This window comes from Streptomyces sp. NPDC001920 (genome assembly GCF_053594495.1).
Genome location: NZ_JBSFEP010000019.1, coordinates 1 through 18604 on the forward strand (window position 1 = coordinate 1; position 18604 = coordinate 18604).

The window sequence follows — 18604 nt, forward strand, 5'->3', positions numbered from 1 at the left end:
ATCAACGCGACCAACCGGCTCGGCGTGATCCTCAACAACCAGGGTGGATCCTACGTGCCCGGCAACCTGACCACCGTCGCCGGTTGACGCACCGAGACTGGCCCCGATCGACGGGTCTTCTCCCTCGGGGTCAAGGCCACCCTCCGCTACACCAGCGCAGTGACCGAATCGGCAGCCGAGCAAGAACCGAACACCCGCTGTCCTGGAGGTTTACTCCACGGGGAGCCGTCGCCGGCCCTCTGGGGTGAAGGTGAAGGTCTGGCGGAAAGGCCCCGATCCAAAACGCACTGCAAGCAGGAGGGGTTCTTCGTGCTCAGGTGGCCATGATTGCTCAGCTCCTGGAGCACTGCCGTTCCAGAGATGGAAGGACACCATCGGTTCCTCCGAGTTCTCAGTCAGGTAGCCCAGGGTCTTGCCGTAGTAGGGGTTGTTGCTACCGAACAGCATGGACGGGTTACCGAACTCGTCGACAACGTCCGTCCACACACGGTCCTCTCCCGCCCACTGGCGGACCGCCCCCTGCAGGACTGCGTATTCGTCAGGGTCCAGTACGCGGTCCGGCTTGAGCCAGCCGCGGTGGTGTGCGAACTCGGCATACACCGAAGCAATCCCGTACTCGTAATAGCGTTCCGGGATCAGATTGCGGAACACGCCCGCGACGCCGGTGCTGGACCAGGCGCCGCGCTCTTCCCAGCTCCGCTGCTGCTCGGCCAAGGCCTCGGGCTGGCACTCCACGAACAGCAAGTGATCCATCAGCATGCGCAGGGCCAGCTCCGGCTCCTTCCCGAACATTCCGGGACGAAGCAGGGCGAGATTCAACTGATCGACCAGATACGCACGTATCTCGTCGGAGGCTGCAAGCGATCTGGAAGTAGGCACCCCACCTGCCGAACGAGTCAGGGCCGGTTTCCCGTGAAGGGAAACCGGCCCTGACCTGGTGTTTCGGCTGTCGGGGTGGCGGGATTTGAACCCACGACCTCTTCGTCCCGAATAAGGTCAGGGCGAGATCCAGACCTGACCTGTGGAGTGTTTATGCAGGTCAGCGCCTTGGTATCGATAGGTCTGGCAAGGCGTCCGGGAGGCAACGGGAGAAGATCTTCTCCCAGATTTCTCCCAGCGTCAGGGCGCGTGGGGAGGGCGGTTGTTAGGCCGGAGGACGACCCTGGTGGCTTCCCTCTGGAAGTGGGTAGCGGTACGCGGTGGCAACAAGCTCTTCCCGCCTTGGCACCCACGCAGTCCACGTCCGCCAACGTCCGCCACGGCAGCGGAGATCGTCGTCGAGTTCGATCTGATCTATCACTATGAGGCAGGTAGATATGCCTTCAGCGTGGCGTACCTCTCCCTCGGTCAGGTCGATAGCCTCGCGGGTGGTCGTGCTGCCCTTCACCTCTATGTGAGTCTCGCTCCCGTCCTTGCGCACGGTGATGTCCCACGGCGAGTGATCACCCACGTCCTCAGCTTCATAGCCCAGCGAGCGGTAGTGGCCGAGTACGAGATCCATGGCGTACCGCTCGACAGCCTGTCGCCGTTTGGCGTCGCGCTGGCGACCGTAGCCGAAAGACCTCGCCAGCTTCGTTGACGAAGAGGGCGAAGGGCCGGGTGCTTCCGCCTCATGGGGTTCGGAGGTCGCAGTCTGGCGTAGCTCCAGAAGCTCAGGGAGCTCTTCCACCAGTGCCCGTGGCAGCTTGGTCAGGTATCCCTGTGCGGCTCGGAGGGGCCGGGTGGCCGACAAGGCGAAAGGGAAGTAGAGCGGCCCCTCGACTGCCTCTGCGAGGTGATCCCGCAGCGTTCGGATAGTCGGCTCGATCTCACGCAGGCGTGCCTGCGTGACTGGATGCTTCAATCGCCGATACCCGCCCAGGGGCGCCTCCCAAGCGGACTCTGGGCCCGATGTACTCCGCTGCCGACCGTAGGTGCCTCGGCTCTGCCAGGTGATGGTGGATGCGAAAGCCTCACCCCGAACGTGGGAGTACCCCACCACTCCGGGGCCGTGGTTCTTGTCCCAATGCAGAACGAGGTCACCGGGCCGTACCTCACGGACGAGTGCGTAGGACCAGTACTCCTCGCCCCGGTCATTGACTTGGGGTGCGAGCAGGTTGGTGCCGATGTCCTCGCGGTTCGTAATCTCCAGCCAGAAGCGTTCGTTCGGGTCGTGTCGCCACCACCTGTTGACGGGCATGGTTCCCCTTGACTAGCAGCCTTTGTCCTTCCGCCGATCTTGTCAGGGCCATTTGGATCCGTGGGCGCATTCGAGGGCACCGCCTTACGGCCTGAGCCTGGCGTGGGCGCCAGCGCCCACGCCAGGCTCAGGCCCGTGCTAACGAGCGCCCACCAAGTGCCACCTACATGCGCTGTGCAGCAGCCCGGCGGTAGCGACCTCTTCGTCCCGAACGCGATCAGACCCCCTTCTGACGTCGTTCCAGGGGGACTGACCTGCTCCTTCACCTCCGTCACAGTCCACTACCCTCCGGGACGGTCTTGGGGCGACCACCTCGTTTGGCCCCCCAGACATGCCCCCCAGGACTCGATTCCCGCATGTCAACGCAGCGCATCGCGGCCGTGATATCTCGTCTCTCCCTCGGTAAAGGTTGAGCAGTCAGGCCCCGCGGTGCTCTACCGCGGTGGGGGCGTGTGGGCCACGATTAGAGCCAGCCGGGCGAGGCGCGCCGGCCGCCAGGGCCACTCGGAGGGGGACAGAGTGCGTAACCCGGACGCGATCCGACATGAATGCGCCGACTGTGGTGCGACTACCAAAGTCAACACCCGGACGGGCCGCCTCTACTCACACCAAGCGCCGGGGGAAGTCGCAGCCTGCTCAGCCTCGGGCGAGGTCGTGGCACCTCCACGGGGCGGTGAACCGCTCCTTCTTCCACCACTGAAGGCTGTGCAAAAGCCTGCGGTTCCCGAGCCACACAGGCCTGTGGTCGACGAACCGTCGAGCAGCGTTCGGACTGTGTCCGGCGGATTGCCAGGCCTCGGGAAGCGGAGCTGACGCCGTCGGTCAATCTTCGGTGAGACGGAAGACGTGCCCCAGGGGCTTCAAGGTGAGATGTTGTTCGATTGCTTCTGAGGGGGCGACAGAGCAAAATTGATCTGCGCTGGAGTGCGACATCAGGGGGTTCTGGCGCTGTCTCAGTAGGGTGGGGGGTATGGGGACGGACAGTCGCGCTTTTGGATCATGGCGCCTGCAAGGCGGGCGCTACGAGCAGCCAGGCTTGCCTGTTGAAGTCCTGGCTGAGTTCGCCAGGTATGAGCGCTTGGTAGTGGACGTCGCTCGGGGGCTCTACAAGCAGCGCCACGCATCGCGCCAACGTGTCCCCAGGGGATTTGCTTCTTCCTTCTCGCTCCGCCTCTCGGATATCCGCAGAGGGAGTGTGATTCCGGTCCTGGAGAGGACCGCAGTCGACGCTGATGCACTCTTCGATGATCGTGACGCGGGCATCTTCGAAGAGGCACGGATGATTATTCAAGACGCTCTTCGGTCGATCCAGGACGGATCGGGCATTCCTCGAACATTTCCGCCGCATGCCTTGCGTGAGTTCTCGCGTTTCGGAAGAAGCCTGCGGGACGATGAACTCATCGAATTCGATAGCGGAACTTCCAATGCTGTCATTTACTCGCAGCCTGTTCGTCGCCAGATCCAAGAGCAGGCACGCCTCGAAAGATTTGAGATCGAAACGCTGGTCTCAGGGCAAGTGGTTGGGGTTAGTGCGGACAAGGGTATTTTCGAATTCCGGCTGACCCGGGGTGACAAGGTAGTTCCCGGCCGCTTCTCTTCGGATGACATTGTTGCGGATCTGAAGCAGTATCTTGATCTCTCGACGATGGCGCCGACTGTTGCCATTAATGCTGTGGCCATTCAGTCGATGAATGAAGAGATTATCGAAATTCAAGACGTCCTGTCCATTGAACCGGTTCTTCCGCCTGAGTGGTCGGAGCGTCTGACTGAGCTGCACGATCTCGAAGCTGGTTGGCTGGACGGGGTGGGGCAACAGGTAAGCCGCAAGGTCCTCCGTGAGGCAGAGTCGTTGCTACTGGAGTTCCTGGACGAGCAAGTTAAGCGTCCTTACATCTACCCGACGGAGGATGGCGGCGTACAACTGGAGTGGCCCTATTCGGCGGGTGAAGTGACGCTGACCGTTACGTCAGATGAGAAGGTGGAAGCTTACGCGTTCTCCAAAGAAGATGATCGGGAGAGCGATCGGACGTTCCACTGGCGCCAGTTGAGCGAGATTACAGAGTTCGTGATCGGGGGGATCACTGAATATGCCGACTGATGGCTCGAACCTTCGTCCTGGTGAGTTCGAGATAACGGATCTAGAAGAGAAGCTATGGCGCCAAGTTCATCCCATCTGGGTCCATGAAGGACGAGTTACCAGTCAACTTTTCAGTCCCACCCCTAAAGACTCGGGTGAACTCTCCGTGACGAGAGCCTCAGTGGTCACCGCCGAGGCTGCCCATCAGCACCACACTGAGGTGGTGGGGTTGAAGTCGATCGGCGTCTATTGCGTGGACATTGCCGAGGTGCAAGAGGTGGGACTCAATGCGGTAGACGATTCTCAAGTCGATGATGGGGCGGAACGCCCTCCGGGGCATGCGTTCGTCGATTTCAAGGCTGCACCGAGCGCAAAGCAGCAGAAGAGGCGTGCCAGCGCTTTGCGCGACAAGGCTGAGAAGCGCGGCTGGCAGCACGGGCCGACATCCTGAGGGTCCCCTCGGAAGACGCGCCGTGCTGACTGACGGCCCGTGCTCTTGGGTTGTTGCGGTAGTTTCTGATCTGCCGCAACGAGCAGACCGCTCATCGGGGCATGAATCCGGGCTTCTGCTCAGCGAGTGAGTGAAGCCGCGCGAGGTAGTCCTGTGCCCCCGGCTCGGAGCTGTACCGGCGGCGCATCTCGGCAGCAAGCTCGCGGCTGGTCATGATCAGTGAGGGGACCGACTTACGGTCCCCTTCGAGGGCCCGCTCCCCCATGATGAGTGCCTGCTCCAAGTCGCCCTCGCGTGCCGCCGTGACGCCCAGCGTGACGCGAGCTTCAGCGTTACGCATCGGCGAGCGGTCGGTGCCGTCGAAGTCCGTTCCTACCCTCAGCACCTCTTCGGCGAGCGTGCGCGCGAGCTTGTCCTCACCGACCAGGCGGTAGCAGTCCATCGCATAGAAGTCGAACTTGGCGGGGTCCACCACGAAGTGGTTGTCCAGGTTCTCGGGGTGCGGCATCCCTTCGAGCATTCGCCGCCCCTTGTCCAAGGCGACCTCGACTTGCCGGCGGTCTCCGAGCCGCGCCCATGCCTTGGCTTCCTGGGCAGCGAGCTGCACGGCCACGCCGTGGTGCGCCGCCGTCTCGGCTCCGGCCCGCGCCGCCGCGATGACGCCGCGGTAGTCGCCGGTCGTGAGGGCGAACCATGCCCGCATCTCGTGCGCCCACCCGGCAACCTCCGCATGGTCAGCCTCGGTTGCGAGGGAGAGCGCAGCCTGTCGCGTCGACTCGGCCGCGTGGCGGTCGCCCGTGTCGTACTCGACACATCCGACCAGCAGGGCGAGCCAACCGGACAGCGCGAGAACCTCACGGTGTTGCGCGAGCGTGAGGCTCTTCGAGTGAAGTTCGACGACACGGCGAAGCCACTGCCGCCCCTCGATGAGAAGTTGCTCGCTCGGCATGAACGGGTACTCCGAGGCGAGTCGGTCCGTCGTGATCCGCAGAGCGTCAAGAGTGGCGTTGTCGACGTCGGACCGGTTGAGACGGCTCACGATCTCCAGCGTCTCCATGCCGGACGCTGCCAGGATCTCCCTGTCCCCGTCTCGCCGTGAGGGCGCTGGGAAGAGCGCGTTCGTCACGGTGCCGAAAAGGGCCGCAATGATCGGTTGGTAGAAGTCGTTCGGCATCTGGCCTGACTCCCAGCGCTTCCACTGGCGAATCATGCTGTCTTCCGCGGGCAGCTCCGTGGGAGCGTGCGCCCGCAGTGCCCTGACTGCGTCACGCTGCGACCAATCGCGCGCCATCCGTTCAGCCGCAATGCGTCGCGCCCATGCGGGCCTGTCGTCGGTCATGCGCCCTCCTCCGAGTGCCTACTCCGAGTCTCGCGCGCGAGCCGGGGGGACAGGGAAGGTGACAGGGGGGTGTCACCGGACATGTCCCCTCCTCCGCTCTGCCGTCCCCTGGCTGTCACTTACGTCACACCCTCCGTTACTCGCATGCTGGTTGCAGATCACGCACCACCCGGCACGGAGCGGCTTTCTAGCGCTTCGAGCCTGCCGCGGAGTTCCGAGACTTGGGAGGTGAGATGTTCGAGCTGACGCAGGACTTCGGGAAGGTCGACACCTGCGTCGGCCTCGCTGGCTTCAGTGGCTTGCTGCGGATCGCGGGCGTAGCTGCCGCGGGATGTGGTCAGGATGAGTCCATCCTCACGGAGGATCGAAAGGGCTCGCTGCACCGTCATTCCCGAGATCTTGAACCGTGTGGCCAAGTCTCGCACGGAGCCCACATGAGCCCCCGGCTCGATGTCGCCACGCAAGATCTCTTGCCGCAGGATGTCGGCCGCCTGCTCGGACTCCGGTCTGGGGTCGTCTTTCGAGATTTCAGCGCTCATCACGCCATCGAGCGTACCCACCCCTAGTACGACCTAGCACGAATCTTCGCGGCCCTCTTGCGTCATGGTACGTGCTAGTACATGCTGTTACATGTCAGTACGGCAGGCCCGAAAGGGCTTCGCCGGCTGTGTCTGCAAGTGCTTGACCTGCAAGACCGCACGACCAGGAGCCCCGCATCGGACGGGGGGAGGCGACCCGGCGCCTTGTCATTAACCGGAGGGCTTAGACCGAAAGGTCACGTCTCCATACGCCTACTTCGAGGCCGGACAGCTCTACCTGATACGGGAGCGCGGTCGCGATGAAGGAGACATGCACTACCGCCCCGATGGTCGTACGAACCGTTCGACTCGGTTCGGGGGCGCCGCCCCGCCGCATCGCGGCATGAGGGCTTCGCGGTACGGCCGCCGTCTCACCACTTCAATGCCGCGGCCGTCCCGCTCCTTCGCTCATCCCGTGCTCCACTCCAACAAGCCTTGGGAGCTTGACCATGACTGAGCGCACCTTCGTCTCCGAGACCTCCGGCCCCATCATGCTGGGCCTGTCGCTGCCGATCGGCAGCGTCCGCGTTCAGGTCCTCGACAGCCTGACCACCGCCCGCGTTGTGCTGCGTACCGACGACGCCACCGGGCCCGCGGCCGACGCCATCAACCGCGCCCGCAGCATGCAGAGCGGGCAGGCGTTCGGCATTGAGGTGCCGGAGATGCCCGGCAACGTGATGGTGCAGAGCCGGCGCGGCAACCGCATCGTGCAGAACGTCGGCACGGTCTACGGTTCGGTGACCGGCGTGACCATCGTCAACGGCCGCGTCATCTCCGGCGGCACGAACACCATGACGACCGTCAGCCCGATCGAGGCCACGGTGTGCCTGCCCCCGCACTCCTCCCTCGCGGTCGTCTCCCAGTCCGCCGACGCGGAGGTCTTCGGCTACGTCGACCGGATGGAGTTCCGTTCTGTCTCTGGCAGCGTCGACGCTGATGGCGTCCGGGAACTGCGCGCCAACACCACCTCCGGCGACATCCACGCCGGCCGCATCACCGAGCTGATCAGCGCACAGGCGGTCTCCGGTGACATCGAGGTCGACCTGTACGACGGTCGCGGCGCGACCCTGAGCACTACCTCGGGGGGCATCAGGGTGCAGGCCACCAATGGCGCCGCCGGGCAGGTCAGCGCCAACAGCGTCTCCGGTGACGTGCGCATCTCCGGTGCCCGGCACCTGAACGTGTCCGCCAACACCGTCTCCGGCCGCGTTCGCAACGGCTGACCCTGCACCACTGCCCCGATGGTCGTAGACCGGGTTCGACTCCTGGTCGGGGCACTTTCCCCTGCCGTGCTGCGGCTCGGGTTCTTCCGGAGTAGTCGCCGTCTCACCAAACGCCTGCGGCTCTCCGGCTCCGTGTCCCTCCCACTTCAGGAGCAGTCATGCGTACGTACATCGGCCACCAACAGGCCATCTCTGCCGCGGACTTCGCGGAGCTGGCGCTCGGCACCCCGGTTGAGCTGTGGCTCGGGGTCGAGGGCGAGACGGACGAAGAGCGCGCGGCCCGCGAGGACGCGGCGCGCGACATCCTCGCCGACCACCCCGACCTTCCCGACGACCTGATCCGCATCGCCGCGCAGGTCATCGAGGAGAGCCCGGACCTGTTCGACGTCATCCCCCTGACCCGCCCCGCCCGGCGCCGCCGCGCGGCACGCAAGGGGGTAGCGGCATGACCACCAACCCCGCTCCCGAGGCGCCTGTGTCCGGGGTGCCGCCACTGACGAAGCCGGAGATGGGGCTCGCCGGAGTTGGCGCGCTTGCCGCGGCCGGCGTCGGCGCGCTCGGTCTCATCTCTTCCTTCGACGCGGTGTCCGCTGCCGCGGCCCGCTGGGGGTTCGGCGAGCCGTGGATGCTGCCGGTCGGTATCGACGTGGCCATTCCGGTGTTCACAGTGGCCAACCTGCTGTTGATCCGCATGGATATGGCGCTCGCGTGGGTGCGGTTCGTGCCCTGGGTGCTCACGCTGATCACGTGCGGGCTGAACATCGCGGCCGGACACTCCCTGTCGGCGAAGGTGGCGCACGGCACGATGCCGCTGCTGTGGGTGGTGTTCTCCGAGATCGGCGCGCACATCTACGCCGTACGGATCGGCGCGGCCACCGGTCGCCGCATGGAGAAGATCCGTTTCTCCCGCTGGCTGCTCGCCTTCCCCTCTACCTTCGCGCTGTGGCGCCGCATGACGCTGTGGGAGGTCACCTCCTACTCCGAGGCGCTGGCGCGGGAGAAGGAGCGGCAGTTGGCGCGCGCGGACCTGCGCGAGCGCTACGGCCGTAAATGGCGCTCCAAGACCCCGCGGCGCGAGCGCGTGATGCTGCGCATGGGCGACCTGGCCCCCGCTGCTGAGCAGGAGACGCCCGCACCGCCCCCGGCGGACAATCCGCCGGCGCCGGTCGACGCCAAGCCGCGCCCGCGCCGCCGGACCCCCGCCAAGGGCAAGGCCAAGGCGCAGCGCACCTTCGAAGAGGCGCTGACCGAGGCGCGCACGGTCACCACAGAGTGGACCGCGGCGGAGCTGACCGCAGACCGTCTGCGCACCACGCTGCATGTCTCGCAGGCCAACGCCCGCAAGCTGCGGGAGAAGTTGAAGGCAGAGCGCGCCAACGGCCGTCCGCTGCACTCCGTGGACGACGCGGAGGGCGACGGCACGACGGCTGAGGCTGCCTGATGTTCGCTAAGTGCTTTGACCCGACCGGTGCGAGGCACGGACTGCCCACCTACCCGTGGCGTTACGCCCCGGACGGGTTGGCCACCCGCCGTCAGCTCCGCGCCCGCGGCTTACGGCCCGGTGGGCAGTCCATCGCGGCACAGATCATGCGCCCGCGTTACCGGCGCGGCCCGCTGGTCGCCTACCTCTACCGCATCGACCGCGCCAAACCGGTCCGGCCGATGACGCCGGGCAAGTGGGCCGCACTCGCCAAGGCCAACCGTGCCCGCCGCACCTGCCCCGCCTGCCGGCAGGACGCCGGATACGTCATCCCTTCCTCGCTCGGCATGTGCGTGCCATGCGCCTACCCCGAGGAACAGCGCGCCGCCTGAACACCCCTGCACCACGATCCGGCGGGGCCCGTCCGCTCACCTCCTACAGCGACGGACCGGCCCCGCCTTTCCTCCCATTGGAAGGGACCATCAGTGAAGCACCCCGACGACGACAACGAACTGTTCAACCGACTCGAAGCCGAGATGAACGCCGACTCCGGGGGAGAGGTAGTCGACCTCGACAAGGCACGGTCGGCCCGTACCGAGTCGGCCGACCCGACCGCCCGACCTGCCTCCGACCCGTCGGCCGACTCCGAGACCGGTCGGTCGGGTGCCGAGTCGGGCGACCCGACCGCGCGCGTGATGGTCGACCTGCCGACCCCGACGGCCACCGGTCCGGGCTACCTCGGTCGGCTGCTCGGTGCCCAGCGCCGTGCGGTCGTTCCCGTGTGGCTGCGGTCGGTGGCGGAACTGCGGACTGCCACGGCGTGGGTGGCCCGTCACTACGCCCACGCTGCCGGGTATCACGCGCTGCGTGCCCCGGTCTACGCCGCCCGGCTCGCCCTGCAAGCCCCGACCGGCGCCGCCCGATTCGTGGGCGGCACGATGCGATGGGTGGCCGACCGTGAGGGCGAACCGGTCCGACTCGCCGCGGTCCGGCGTGAGGACGCCGCGGAGTACCTGAAGCTGTCGCGGCAGCGCGACGGACGCGTCCGACTGCGCACCCTCGTTGCCGTGCTCGCCATGTTCGTCGGGCTCGGCTCCGCGCTCGCCATCTACGTGCTCGCCCCCGACTGGCTTCAGGCGGTGTCGGTGAGCGCGGTCGTGATGGCGCTCGGGTTCGCCGGACGCCGTGCGGATGCCCCGGTCATCCACCGCGCGGTGGAGCTGCCCAAGGCGGTCAAGCTCACCAGTGACATCGTGCTGCGGGCGCTGGGTGCTCTCGGCATCCCTGCCATCAACCAGGCGCAGGCCAAGGGGCGCGACGGATTCGAGTTCACCGCCCCGATCACCCGTGACGGCCCCGGATGGCGCGCGGAGGGAAACCTCCCGTACGGCGTCACGGTGACCGACGTCATCGAGCGTCGCGACCGGCTCGCTTCCGGCCTGCGCCGCCCGCTCGGGTGCGTGTGGCCCGAGGCGGTACCGGATGAGCACACCGGTCACCTCGTGCTGTGGGTGGGGGATCAGGACATGTCCCGCGCCAAGCAGCCCAAGTGGCCGTTGCTCAAGTCGGGTTCGGTCGACCTGTTCAAGCCGGTCGCCTACGGCACCGACCAGCGCGGACGCTGGGTCGAAGCGACGCTGATGTACATCGCGGGCGTCATCGGCGCCATCCCGCGCATGGGCAAGACCTTCCTGCTCAGGCTGCTGCTGCTCATCGCTGCGCTGGACCCGCGCGCGGAGCTGCACACCTACGACATGAAGGGCACAGGCGACCTGGACCCCGTTGGCGACGCCGTCTCCCACCGCCACGCCGCGGGCGACGACGACGAGTCCATCGAGTACTGCCTGAACGACTTCCGGGCACTGCGCGAGGAACTGCGGCGCCGCACCAAGGTGATCCGCTCGCTTCCGCGGGATGTCTGCCCGGAGTCGAAGGTGACCAGCAGTCTCGCTGACAAGCGCTCCCTGGGTCTGCACCCGATCGTGATCGGAGTGGATGAGTGCCAGGTGCTGTTCGAGCACCCCGAGCACGCCAAGGAGTTCGAGGAGATCGCAACCGACCTGGTCAAGCGCGGTCCGGCCACCGGCATCGTGCTGTTGCTCGCCACGCAGCGCCCGGATGCCAAGGCGCTGCCCACGGGCATCTCTGCGAACGCGTCGGCCCGTTGGTGCCTGAAGGTCATGGGGCAGCTCGAAAACGACATGGTGCTCGGCACGTCCGCCTACAAGCGGGGCGTGCGGGCGACCATGTTCGCCTGGGGTGACAAGGGCATTCACTACTTCGTCGGTGAAGGCTCGGACGCCCGGATCGTGCGCGCCATCTACATCGACGGCCGTGCCGCCGAAGACGTCGGAGCCCGCGCTCGCCGCCTGCGCGAGGAAGCGGGCACCCTGTCCGGGCACGCGCTCGGGGAGGCACCCGAGCCGGTCACCAGCGCGTATGACCTGCTGCGCGACATCCTCGCCGTGGTGCCGGCCGATGAGCCCAAGGTGTGGTCCGAAACCGTCGTCGCCCGGCTCGCAGAGCTGCGCGAGGAGGTCTACGACGGCTGGGACCCCGAAGGGCTCGCCGCCGCGCTCAAGCCGCACGGCGTCTCCACCATCCAGGTGGGCCGCCGGGTGAAGGGCAAGGTCGTCAACCGGCGCGGTATCGACCGCTCCCACATCGTCGCCGCGATTGCGGAGCGTGACGGAAAGCGGGACGCGGGATGACCGTCCGGGGCCGCTAGCGCTAGCGGCATACCCCGCTAACGTTAGCGGCCCCGCTAGCGCCCCAAACCAGCTCTGATCAGGCCGCTAGCGGATAGCGGCCCACCTGCGGAAACCCCTGAAACCCGCCTGGAAGGGCCCGTCATGACCCCTGTCCTGCTCGCTATCACCCTGATTCTGGGTGTAACGCTGTGTTACGTCGCCGTGTGCGCTGCCTCGCCGTTCGGCAACTGCCGCAAGTGCAACGGCTGGGGCTTCGCGATGAAGACCGACCGCAAGGGCCGCATGAAGCGCGGCAAGGACTGCCGCCGCTGCAAGGCCACCGGCAAGCGCATACGCGTCGGCCGCTGGCTCTACAACCGCTGGGCCCGCATCTACCGCGCCGGCACCGACACCCCCTGACCGGAAGGCTCCCAATGATCCTGAACATCTCCGCCGTGCTGCTGTTCGGCGCCGCGTCCGCCCTCGCCGTCAAGACCAAGTCCGCCGGAGGCGGCGCGGCCATCGTCCTGTTCCTGTTCGGGTTCTTCGCCGCCGGGACCGGCGCGTACGAGCCCATCCACAACCTCGTGCAGGCGTCCGCCGACGCCCTGTCCGCCCTCGGGAACTGAAGGAGGCTCGTTGTGCACGAGCACGCCAACCTCGTACCCGGCCGTCGTGAAGCGGCCGTGGAAGTCCACCGGCCCACTCCGCTCGCCCCGGTGCCGTCGGCGCCGGTCGTACCGGTACAGCCGGGCGCCATCACGTCGGTGACGAGTGTCGTCCTGCCGGACGGTCGCGTCGTAACCGGCTACGCCCTCGAACCCGCCAAGCCCGAACCCGTCGCGGCCAAGCCGCCCGTCTCCCGCGCGGCGGTGAACATCGCCCTCGGGGGTATCGGGTTCGGTGCCGTCTGCGGCGGACTGTTCCTGCTGACCGCGTTCATCACCGCGCTGACCGCGCTCATCACTCAGCTCATCACCCTCGCCGCCGTCATCTTCGGCGGCTGGGTCGCCGTACAGGTCTTCAGCGCGAGCGGCCACGGCAGCGGGACCACGGTCAACATCCGCAAGGCCGTCTTCAAGCGCAACCACTTCCACGGCTAGCTACGCCCGAGGCGGGCGCCGTCTCACCACAAGCCTGCGCCCGCCCCGGTTCTCCTGTCCCTCCAACAGAACAAGGAGACCTCCAGCATGACCCAACGTCGTGCATTCGGCGAGGGCCATCCGGCCCATGCCACCCCGATGGGGCGCGGCCGACTCCGGCCGCGCCTGCTGGATCTGTTCTCGTGCGCCGGCGGCGCCGCCATGGGCTACGCCCGTGCCGGATTTGTCGTGGACGGCGTCGACATCGCCGACCGGCCGAACTACCCCTTCCCACACCACCGGGGCGACGCGCTCGAACGGCTCGCCGCGCTCATCCTCTCCGGGGACATCGAGCGGTACACGATCGTGCACGCCTCCCCTCCGTGCCAGGACAAGTGCGCCTTGACCGTGGGTACCAATCGGTCCCAGGGGTGGGGCGGAACCCACGAAGACCTCGTGGCGCCCACCCGAGACCTGCTCGACAAAACAGGTCTGCCGTACGTCATCGAGCAGCCCAATGGCCGCGCTGAGATCCGCAAAGACCTCACGCTGTGCGGCGAGATGTTCGGGCTCGGGGTGATCCGCCACCGTAACTTCGAGTTGGGCGGCTGGACCATCGAGCAGCCGGCGCACGTCCCGCACCGCGGGCGGGTGCGCGGCTACCGGCACGGCCGCTTCTACGACGGCCCGTACGTGGCCGCGTACGGCAACGGCGGGGGCAAGCCGTCCATCGCGGAGCTTCAGGCCGCGATGGGCATCACGTGGACCGACGTGCGCGAGGAACTCACCGAAGCCATCCCGCCCGCCTACGCGGAGTGGATTGGCCGCGCGTTCCTCGCGACCCACGCCCTGGGGGTGGCCGCATGAACCGCCACCTCCTGTACGCCGCGCTGGACGCTGCGGAGCGAGGGTGGGCTGTCCTCCCGCTGCGCCCCGGTGACAAGCGTCCGGCCCTGCATGGCGAGGACGTCTGCCCCGGCATCGGGGACTGCGCCGGCGGTCACCGCAAGTGGGAAGAGCGCGCCACCATCGACCCGGACCGCATCCGCCGCGCGTGGGGCGACCTGCCGTTCAACGTCGGCATCGCGACCGGCCCGTCCGGGCTGGTCGTCGTCGACCTTGACATGCCCAAGCGCAAGAGCAGCACGGACACGCCTAACGGCGTGACGACCTTCACGGCGCTCTGCGAGCGCGCCGGGCAGACCGTGCCTACCACCCGCACGGTGCGGACCGCGAGCGGTGGGGTCCACCTGTACTTCACCGCCCCGCCTGGTGCCCGGCTCGGCAACACGGCCGGACGGCTCGGCAAGCGCATCGACACCCGCGCGTGGGGTGGCTACGTCGTTGCCCCCGGCAGCCTCACCCCCGCGGGCGCCTACGCGGTCGTCAACGACATGCCACCCGCACCACTGCCGGAATGGCTGTACGCCCGCCTGACGGCCCGTCAGGCTTCGCGGGCACTAACGGCTGCACCGTCGTCCGTACGGGCGTCCAGCTACGCCGCAGCGGGCTTGAACGCGGAAACCGCGTCCGTACGGCAGGCCCCGGAGGGCGAGCGCAACGCCACCTTGTTGCGGGCGGCGCGAGCCTTGGGGCGGTTCATCGCGTGGGGCGACCTCCCCAGGGAGCAGGTTGAGAAGGCTCTTCAGTGGGCGGGGGAGCAGGCCGGTTTGTCGCCGCGGTCGTGTGAAGCGACCATTCGTAGCGGTCTGAACTGGTCGATTGCCCGCAACGGTCAGGGGAGGGCGGCATGAGCACCCCTCCCCGCCATCCCCTGAAGAGCCTTCCCGCCACCCGGACCGGTCCGCGCGCCGCCGCACAAGCCGCGCCCCGTCCGGCCGTGGGCGAGCCGAAAGGCGCCGCCCGCAAGGGCGTCCCTTCTGCTCTTCGTCCTGACCCACGGCAGGGCGACGGCCGGTACCCGATTGCGTGGCTGTGCATCTGCGCACCGCGCGGCGCCGTGCCTACCGCCACCTCAAAGTGCCTGTGCGGCAGGGACCGCAGCGCCGTCGGTCACACGAAGGTGCTCGCCCTGATCGAAGACCACACCGCCCACCGCGACGCATGCCCGCTCCGCACCAACCAGGAAGGGAGGCAGGCGGCATGAGCGCCAACCCGCCGGCACCCGCCATGGACGGCTCCGCACTGCTCGATGAGGTGGAAGCCTTCCACCGCCGTTTCAACATCTTCCCCCTCGAAGCCGCGTACGTCGCCGTGACGCTGTGGGACGCACACGCGCACCTGCTCGACTGCTTCGACTCCACACCGCGGCTCGCGTTCCTGTCGCCGGAGCCGGGCTCCGGCAAGTCCCGCGCGTTGGAGATCGTGGAAACCCTCGTGCCGCAACCGATGGTGGCGGTCAACGCCTCGGCCTCCGCACTCTTCCGGGCGGTGTCCGGGATGGAGGGACGGCCGACCATCCTGTTCGACGAGATCGACACTGTCTTTGGCCCCAAGGCCGGAGAGAACGAACAGCTCCGCGGGTTCCTGAACGCCGGGCACCGCCGTTCCGGCGTCATGTGGCGCTGCGTGGGCGACGGTTCCAATCAGCAGGTACAGGAGTTCCCGTCGTTCTGCGGGGTCGCGGTCGCCGGTCTCGGCTCGCTGCCGGACACGATCCTGACCCGCTCCGTCATCGTCCGCATGCGCCGCCGCGCACCGAACGAGCGGGTTGAGCCGTTCCGGCAGCGCATCCACGAGAAGGAGGGCCACGCGCTGCGTGACCGGCTCGCCGCCTGGGCACAGTCCGTGCGCCACCTGGTCGACGGGGTGTTCCCGGCACTGCCGGTGGGCATCAGCGACCGGCCCGCGGACGTGTGGGAGCCTCTGCTCGCCATCGCGGACGCCGCGGGCGGCGCGTGGCCGGAGCGCGCCCGCACCGCGTGCATCGAGCTGGTGAACGCGGCCAAGACCAGCGACAAGGGCAGCATCGGTATCCGCCTGCTCACGGACCTGCGCGACTACGTGTTCAACGGCATCGACCGCTTGCCAACCGTCGCCATCCTCGACAGGCTGCACAGCCTCGAAGAGGCGCCGTGGGCGGACATGAGCGGCAAGCCGCTCGATGCCCGCGGGCTGTCGCGGATGCTGCGGGAGTACATGACCGCGGACAACACCCCCATCGCGGCCCGCAACATCAAGGCCGGCGGGAGCGTCATGAAGGGCTACTACGCGAGCGATCTGCACGACGCGTGGCAGCGCTACTGCCCGCCCCCCGCGGAAAGTGCGCTACTTCCGCTACCTCCGCTACCGGGCAGGTCAGAGACCTAAAACCGGTAGCGGATCGCGCTTCCGCATCCGCTACCGCGCCGCCCCGTCCGCTACCCGCCCCGCGGCCACGAACCCGGGGCCGGTAGCGGCTCCATCCGCTACCCGCACCCCTATCCGCTACCTCGATCATGCCCCTGACCAGGGCGGTAGCGGAGGTAGCGGAAGTAGCGGACCTGAGAGGAAGAGGAGCCATGAACCCGGGTGAGATGAACTCCCCCCTTCCCAAGTCCTACTCGGCTGCTGAGGTAGCCGCAGCACTCGACTGCTCCGAGTGGTGGGTGAAGGAACAGGCACGGCGACGCCGTATCCCGTTCCTCCGGAGTGGCAGCGGCTACCGCTTCACACGGAGCCACGTCGAAGAGATCTTCCACATCCTTGAGGAACGTCCCGAACCAGTGAATGTGCCCCAGACCAGGAGCACTTCGACGCGCCCGCGGAGGTTCGTCTCCTTGGACGCACCGGCGTCGCAACTGAGGGCGCGACGCCCCCGACGTATGCGCAACGCCGCCTGACGAACTGACGAAAGACCGCGATGGGCGGGAGCCGTTTTCGGCTCCCGCCCATCGCTCGTGATGAGAGGAAATATGGGGTTCGCGGAGAACCGCGGCACGTACTGGCGTGGCCGCTTCAAGATCTCAACGGGCAAGTACGGCACCGTGGCCGACGAGAACGGCAACGCCATTCGCTTCCGCACGAAGCGCGAGGCCAAGCAAGCCGCCGATGCCGAAGAGGCCAAAGTACGGGGCGGCACATGGAGGGATCCGGCGGCCGGTCAAATCACCTTCGGTGAGTACGCCTCACGGTGGTACGCGGCGCAGGATCTCGCCGCGTCCACGATGCAGAACTACCGTCGGCACCTGGAAGAACACCTACTCCCGGAGTTCGAGGACTGCCCGCTTTCCTCGATCCAGCGCACAGACGTCGACACATGGGAGAAGAAGGAGAAGGCGCTCTACGCCGCGTCAAGCGTGAAGACGTGGCGTGGCACGCTTCACCTGGTCCTCGAAGACGCGGTGGACGACGAACTCATCAGCGCCAACCCCGCCACCAAGCGGCGTGGCAGGGGAAAGCGCGCGGGCCGGTCGCGCGACCGCGGACCCGAAAAGGTGGTAACGGATCCGCTCGGAATTCTCCTGTGCGCTGAGCGCGCTTCTCTCCTTTCCGGGCGAGATGACGAGTTTGTTGCCGTCGTCACCAAGGGCTACACGGGTATGCGGTGGGGCGAAATCGTCGGGTTGGAGACTGAGTTCATCCGGCGTGCGGCCGTACGCGTGGAATGGCAGCTCTACGAACTGGACTCGGGGGAGTTCGAGCGTTGCCCTCCCAAGGACGACAGCTATCGCACCATCGACGCGCCGCGGTGGCTCACTCGTCTCTGGACGGGGCACATCGCCCGTACTCAGCCCAAGCCCTGCTCGTGCCACGGCAACACCTACGTGTTCCGTGGGCAAGGCATGTCCCGGACCGGCGAGACCGGCGCGAAGGTGGTCGACGTGGCGAGACGCGCTGGTGTCTCCACAGGCACCGTGTCCAACGTCCTCAACCGGTCAGACGTCGTAACCGAAGCGACCAGAGCGCGCGTGCTGGAGGCCATCGAGGCTCTCGGGTTCACACGTGGCGGGGGCGCCGTCGACCAGGCTGAGCACTGGCGACGGAACGGGTTCGCCACATGGCTCTTCACGCCGGCCGCCTCCGGCTGGTACCCGAAGAAGGCGCCGCAGGAAGCGCGGCCCGTGCCAATGCTCGCCAGCCCCTGGCCCGGTGTGCCAGCGCGGGGGAGAGGAGCGCATACGCGCGCGGACTCCTGCTGGGTGCCGATCGCGAAGGGGCTTACGCCCCATGGACTGCGCCACACGCACAAGACGCGAATGGAGGGGTTCCGCACCCCGCCGAAGCTGATGGATGAGCGCATGGGGCACATTGACGGTTCGGTCCAGTCGCGCTACACGCACATCACCCGAGAAATGCGTGAGGAGCTGTTGGCCAACCTGACTGCGGAGTGGGAGAAATCCATCGACGCCCGCTTGATGATGTGTTCCACGTCTCCGGTCGCCGCACTCAACGATCTATTGCAGGAACGTCTGAGAGCGCACCGATAAGGCGAAATACAGTCAATCTCAGGGGTGGTGCGATCCAATCGCGCGGCTCCTGATTGCTGGGCCCTGCACCTAGGCCTGAACTGCTCCGGGTCTGATGGGGGCTCGACTCCCTGAGAGGATCGAGCCCCCATCAGACCGGAGCAGTTCAGGCCTCGACCTTCGGACTGGAGCTAACCGCCGAGGCCTTCAAATTGCG

Annotated in this window: 19 protein-coding genes; 15 read left to right on the forward strand and 4 right to left on the reverse strand. The window is 67.1% G+C overall.

Annotated elements, in window-relative coordinates:
* Positions 1 to 210 precede the first annotated feature (210 nt).
* Positions 211 to 879: a hypothetical protein gene (locus ACWCPI_RS28885; RefSeq protein WP_451040907.1), complete on the reverse strand. Its 669-nt coding sequence runs from the start codon at positions 877 to 879 to the stop codon at positions 211 to 213.
* Between the two features lie 265 nt (positions 880 to 1144).
* Complete coding sequence (locus tag ACWCPI_RS28890; RefSeq protein ID WP_451040908.1) at positions 1145 to 2179, reverse strand: DUF3883 domain-containing protein; 1035 nt, start codon at positions 2177 to 2179, stop codon at positions 1145 to 1147.
* A 970-nt stretch (positions 2180 to 3149) separates the two neighbouring features.
* Between ACWCPI_RS28890 and ACWCPI_RS28895 the strand changes: the two genes are divergently transcribed.
* Positions 3150 to 4277 carry a hypothetical protein gene (locus ACWCPI_RS28895; RefSeq protein WP_451040909.1) on the forward strand — a complete coding sequence of 376 codons (1128 nt, stop codon included), beginning with the start codon at positions 3150 to 3152 and terminating at the stop codon, positions 4275 to 4277.
* 160 nt (positions 4278 to 4437) lie between these two features.
* Positions 4438 to 4707 (forward strand): hypothetical protein, encoded by a 270-nt coding sequence (locus ACWCPI_RS28900; protein ID WP_451040910.1) that lies wholly within the window; start codon positions 4438 to 4440, stop codon positions 4705 to 4707.
* 91 nt (positions 4708 to 4798) lie between these two features.
* On the opposite strand, the gene ACWCPI_RS28905 is transcribed toward ACWCPI_RS28900, so the two are convergent.
* Together ACWCPI_RS28905 and ACWCPI_RS28910 are read right to left on the reverse strand one after the other, a co-directional pair.
* The gene (locus ACWCPI_RS28905; RefSeq protein ID WP_451040911.1) at positions 4799 to 6046 is read right to left on the reverse strand and encodes an XRE family transcriptional regulator; all 1248 of its coding nucleotides are present in this window, start codon (positions 6044 to 6046) and stop codon (positions 4799 to 4801) included.
* A gap of 158 nt (positions 6047 to 6204) precedes the next feature.
* Entirely contained in the window at positions 6205 to 6585 is a 381-nt protein-coding gene (locus tag ACWCPI_RS28910; RefSeq protein WP_362668338.1) for a GntR family transcriptional regulator, read from the reverse strand.
* Positions 6586 to 7073: 488 nt separating this feature from the next.
* Between ACWCPI_RS28910 and ACWCPI_RS28915 the strand changes: the two genes are divergently transcribed.
* The 13 genes from ACWCPI_RS28915 to ACWCPI_RS28975 all read left to right on the forward strand — a co-directional run bounded on the left by ACWCPI_RS28915 (position 7074) and on the right by ACWCPI_RS28975 (position 18408).
* On the forward strand, positions 7074 to 7847 hold the full coding sequence (locus ACWCPI_RS28915; protein ID WP_451040912.1) for a DUF4097 family beta strand repeat-containing protein: 774 nt from the start codon (positions 7074 to 7076) through the stop codon (positions 7845 to 7847).
* A gap of 158 nt (positions 7848 to 8005) precedes the next feature.
* Positions 8006 to 8296 carry a hypothetical protein gene (locus ACWCPI_RS28920; protein WP_451040913.1) on the forward strand — a complete coding sequence of 97 codons (291 nt, stop codon included), beginning with the start codon at positions 8006 to 8008 and terminating at the stop codon, positions 8294 to 8296.
* Positions 8293 to 9288, forward strand: a complete 996-nt coding sequence (locus tag ACWCPI_RS28925; protein WP_451040914.1) for a DUF2637 domain-containing protein — start codon at positions 8293 to 8295, stop codon at positions 9286 to 9288. Before ACWCPI_RS28920 ends, ACWCPI_RS28925 begins: the two co-directional genes overlap by 4 nt.
* On the forward strand, positions 9288 to 9659 hold the full coding sequence (locus ACWCPI_RS28930; RefSeq protein ID WP_451040915.1) for an RRQRL motif-containing zinc-binding protein: 372 nt from the start codon (positions 9288 to 9290) through the stop codon (positions 9657 to 9659). Before ACWCPI_RS28925 ends, ACWCPI_RS28930 begins: the two co-directional genes overlap by 1 nt.
* Before the next feature lie 93 nt (positions 9660 to 9752).
* On the forward strand, positions 9753 to 11978 hold the full coding sequence (locus ACWCPI_RS28935; protein ID WP_451040916.1) for a cell division protein FtsK: 2226 nt from the start codon (positions 9753 to 9755) through the stop codon (positions 11976 to 11978).
* 141 nt (positions 11979 to 12119) lie between these two features.
* Entirely contained in the window at positions 12120 to 12377 is a 258-nt protein-coding gene (locus tag ACWCPI_RS28940) for a hypothetical protein (protein ID WP_037760950.1), read from the forward strand.
* A 14-nt stretch (positions 12378 to 12391) separates the two neighbouring features.
* Positions 12392 to 12586 carry a hypothetical protein gene (locus tag ACWCPI_RS28945; protein WP_073492950.1) on the forward strand — a complete coding sequence of 65 codons (195 nt, stop codon included), beginning with the start codon at positions 12392 to 12394 and terminating at the stop codon, positions 12584 to 12586.
* Between the two features lie 12 nt (positions 12587 to 12598).
* Entirely contained in the window at positions 12599 to 13060 is a 462-nt protein-coding gene (locus tag ACWCPI_RS28950; protein WP_451040917.1) for a hypothetical protein, read from the forward strand.
* 138 nt (positions 13061 to 13198) lie between these two features.
* Complete coding sequence (locus tag ACWCPI_RS28955; protein WP_451041023.1) at positions 13199 to 13906, forward strand: DNA methylase; 708 nt, start codon at positions 13199 to 13201, stop codon at positions 13904 to 13906.
* Positions 13903 to 14793 (forward strand): bifunctional DNA primase/polymerase, encoded by an 891-nt coding sequence (locus ACWCPI_RS28960; protein ID WP_451040918.1) that lies wholly within the window; start codon positions 13903 to 13905, stop codon positions 14791 to 14793. The genes ACWCPI_RS28955 and ACWCPI_RS28960 overlap by 4 nt, the downstream gene beginning before the upstream one ends.
* Positions 14794 to 15142: 349 nt before the next feature.
* On the forward strand, positions 15143 to 16309 hold the full coding sequence (locus tag ACWCPI_RS28965; protein ID WP_451040919.1) for a DUF3631 domain-containing protein: 1167 nt from the start codon (positions 15143 to 15145) through the stop codon (positions 16307 to 16309).
* A gap of 206 nt (positions 16310 to 16515) precedes the next feature.
* Positions 16516 to 16821: a helix-turn-helix domain-containing protein gene (locus ACWCPI_RS28970; RefSeq protein ID WP_451041024.1), complete on the forward strand. Its 306-nt coding sequence runs from the start codon at positions 16516 to 16518 to the stop codon at positions 16819 to 16821.
* Positions 16822 to 16893: 72 nt separating this feature from the next.
* Positions 16894 to 18408, forward strand: a complete 1515-nt coding sequence (locus ACWCPI_RS28975; protein ID WP_451040920.1) for a LacI family DNA-binding transcriptional regulator — start codon at positions 16894 to 16896, stop codon at positions 18406 to 18408.
* The last annotated feature ends 196 nt before the right edge of the window (positions 18409 to 18604 follow it).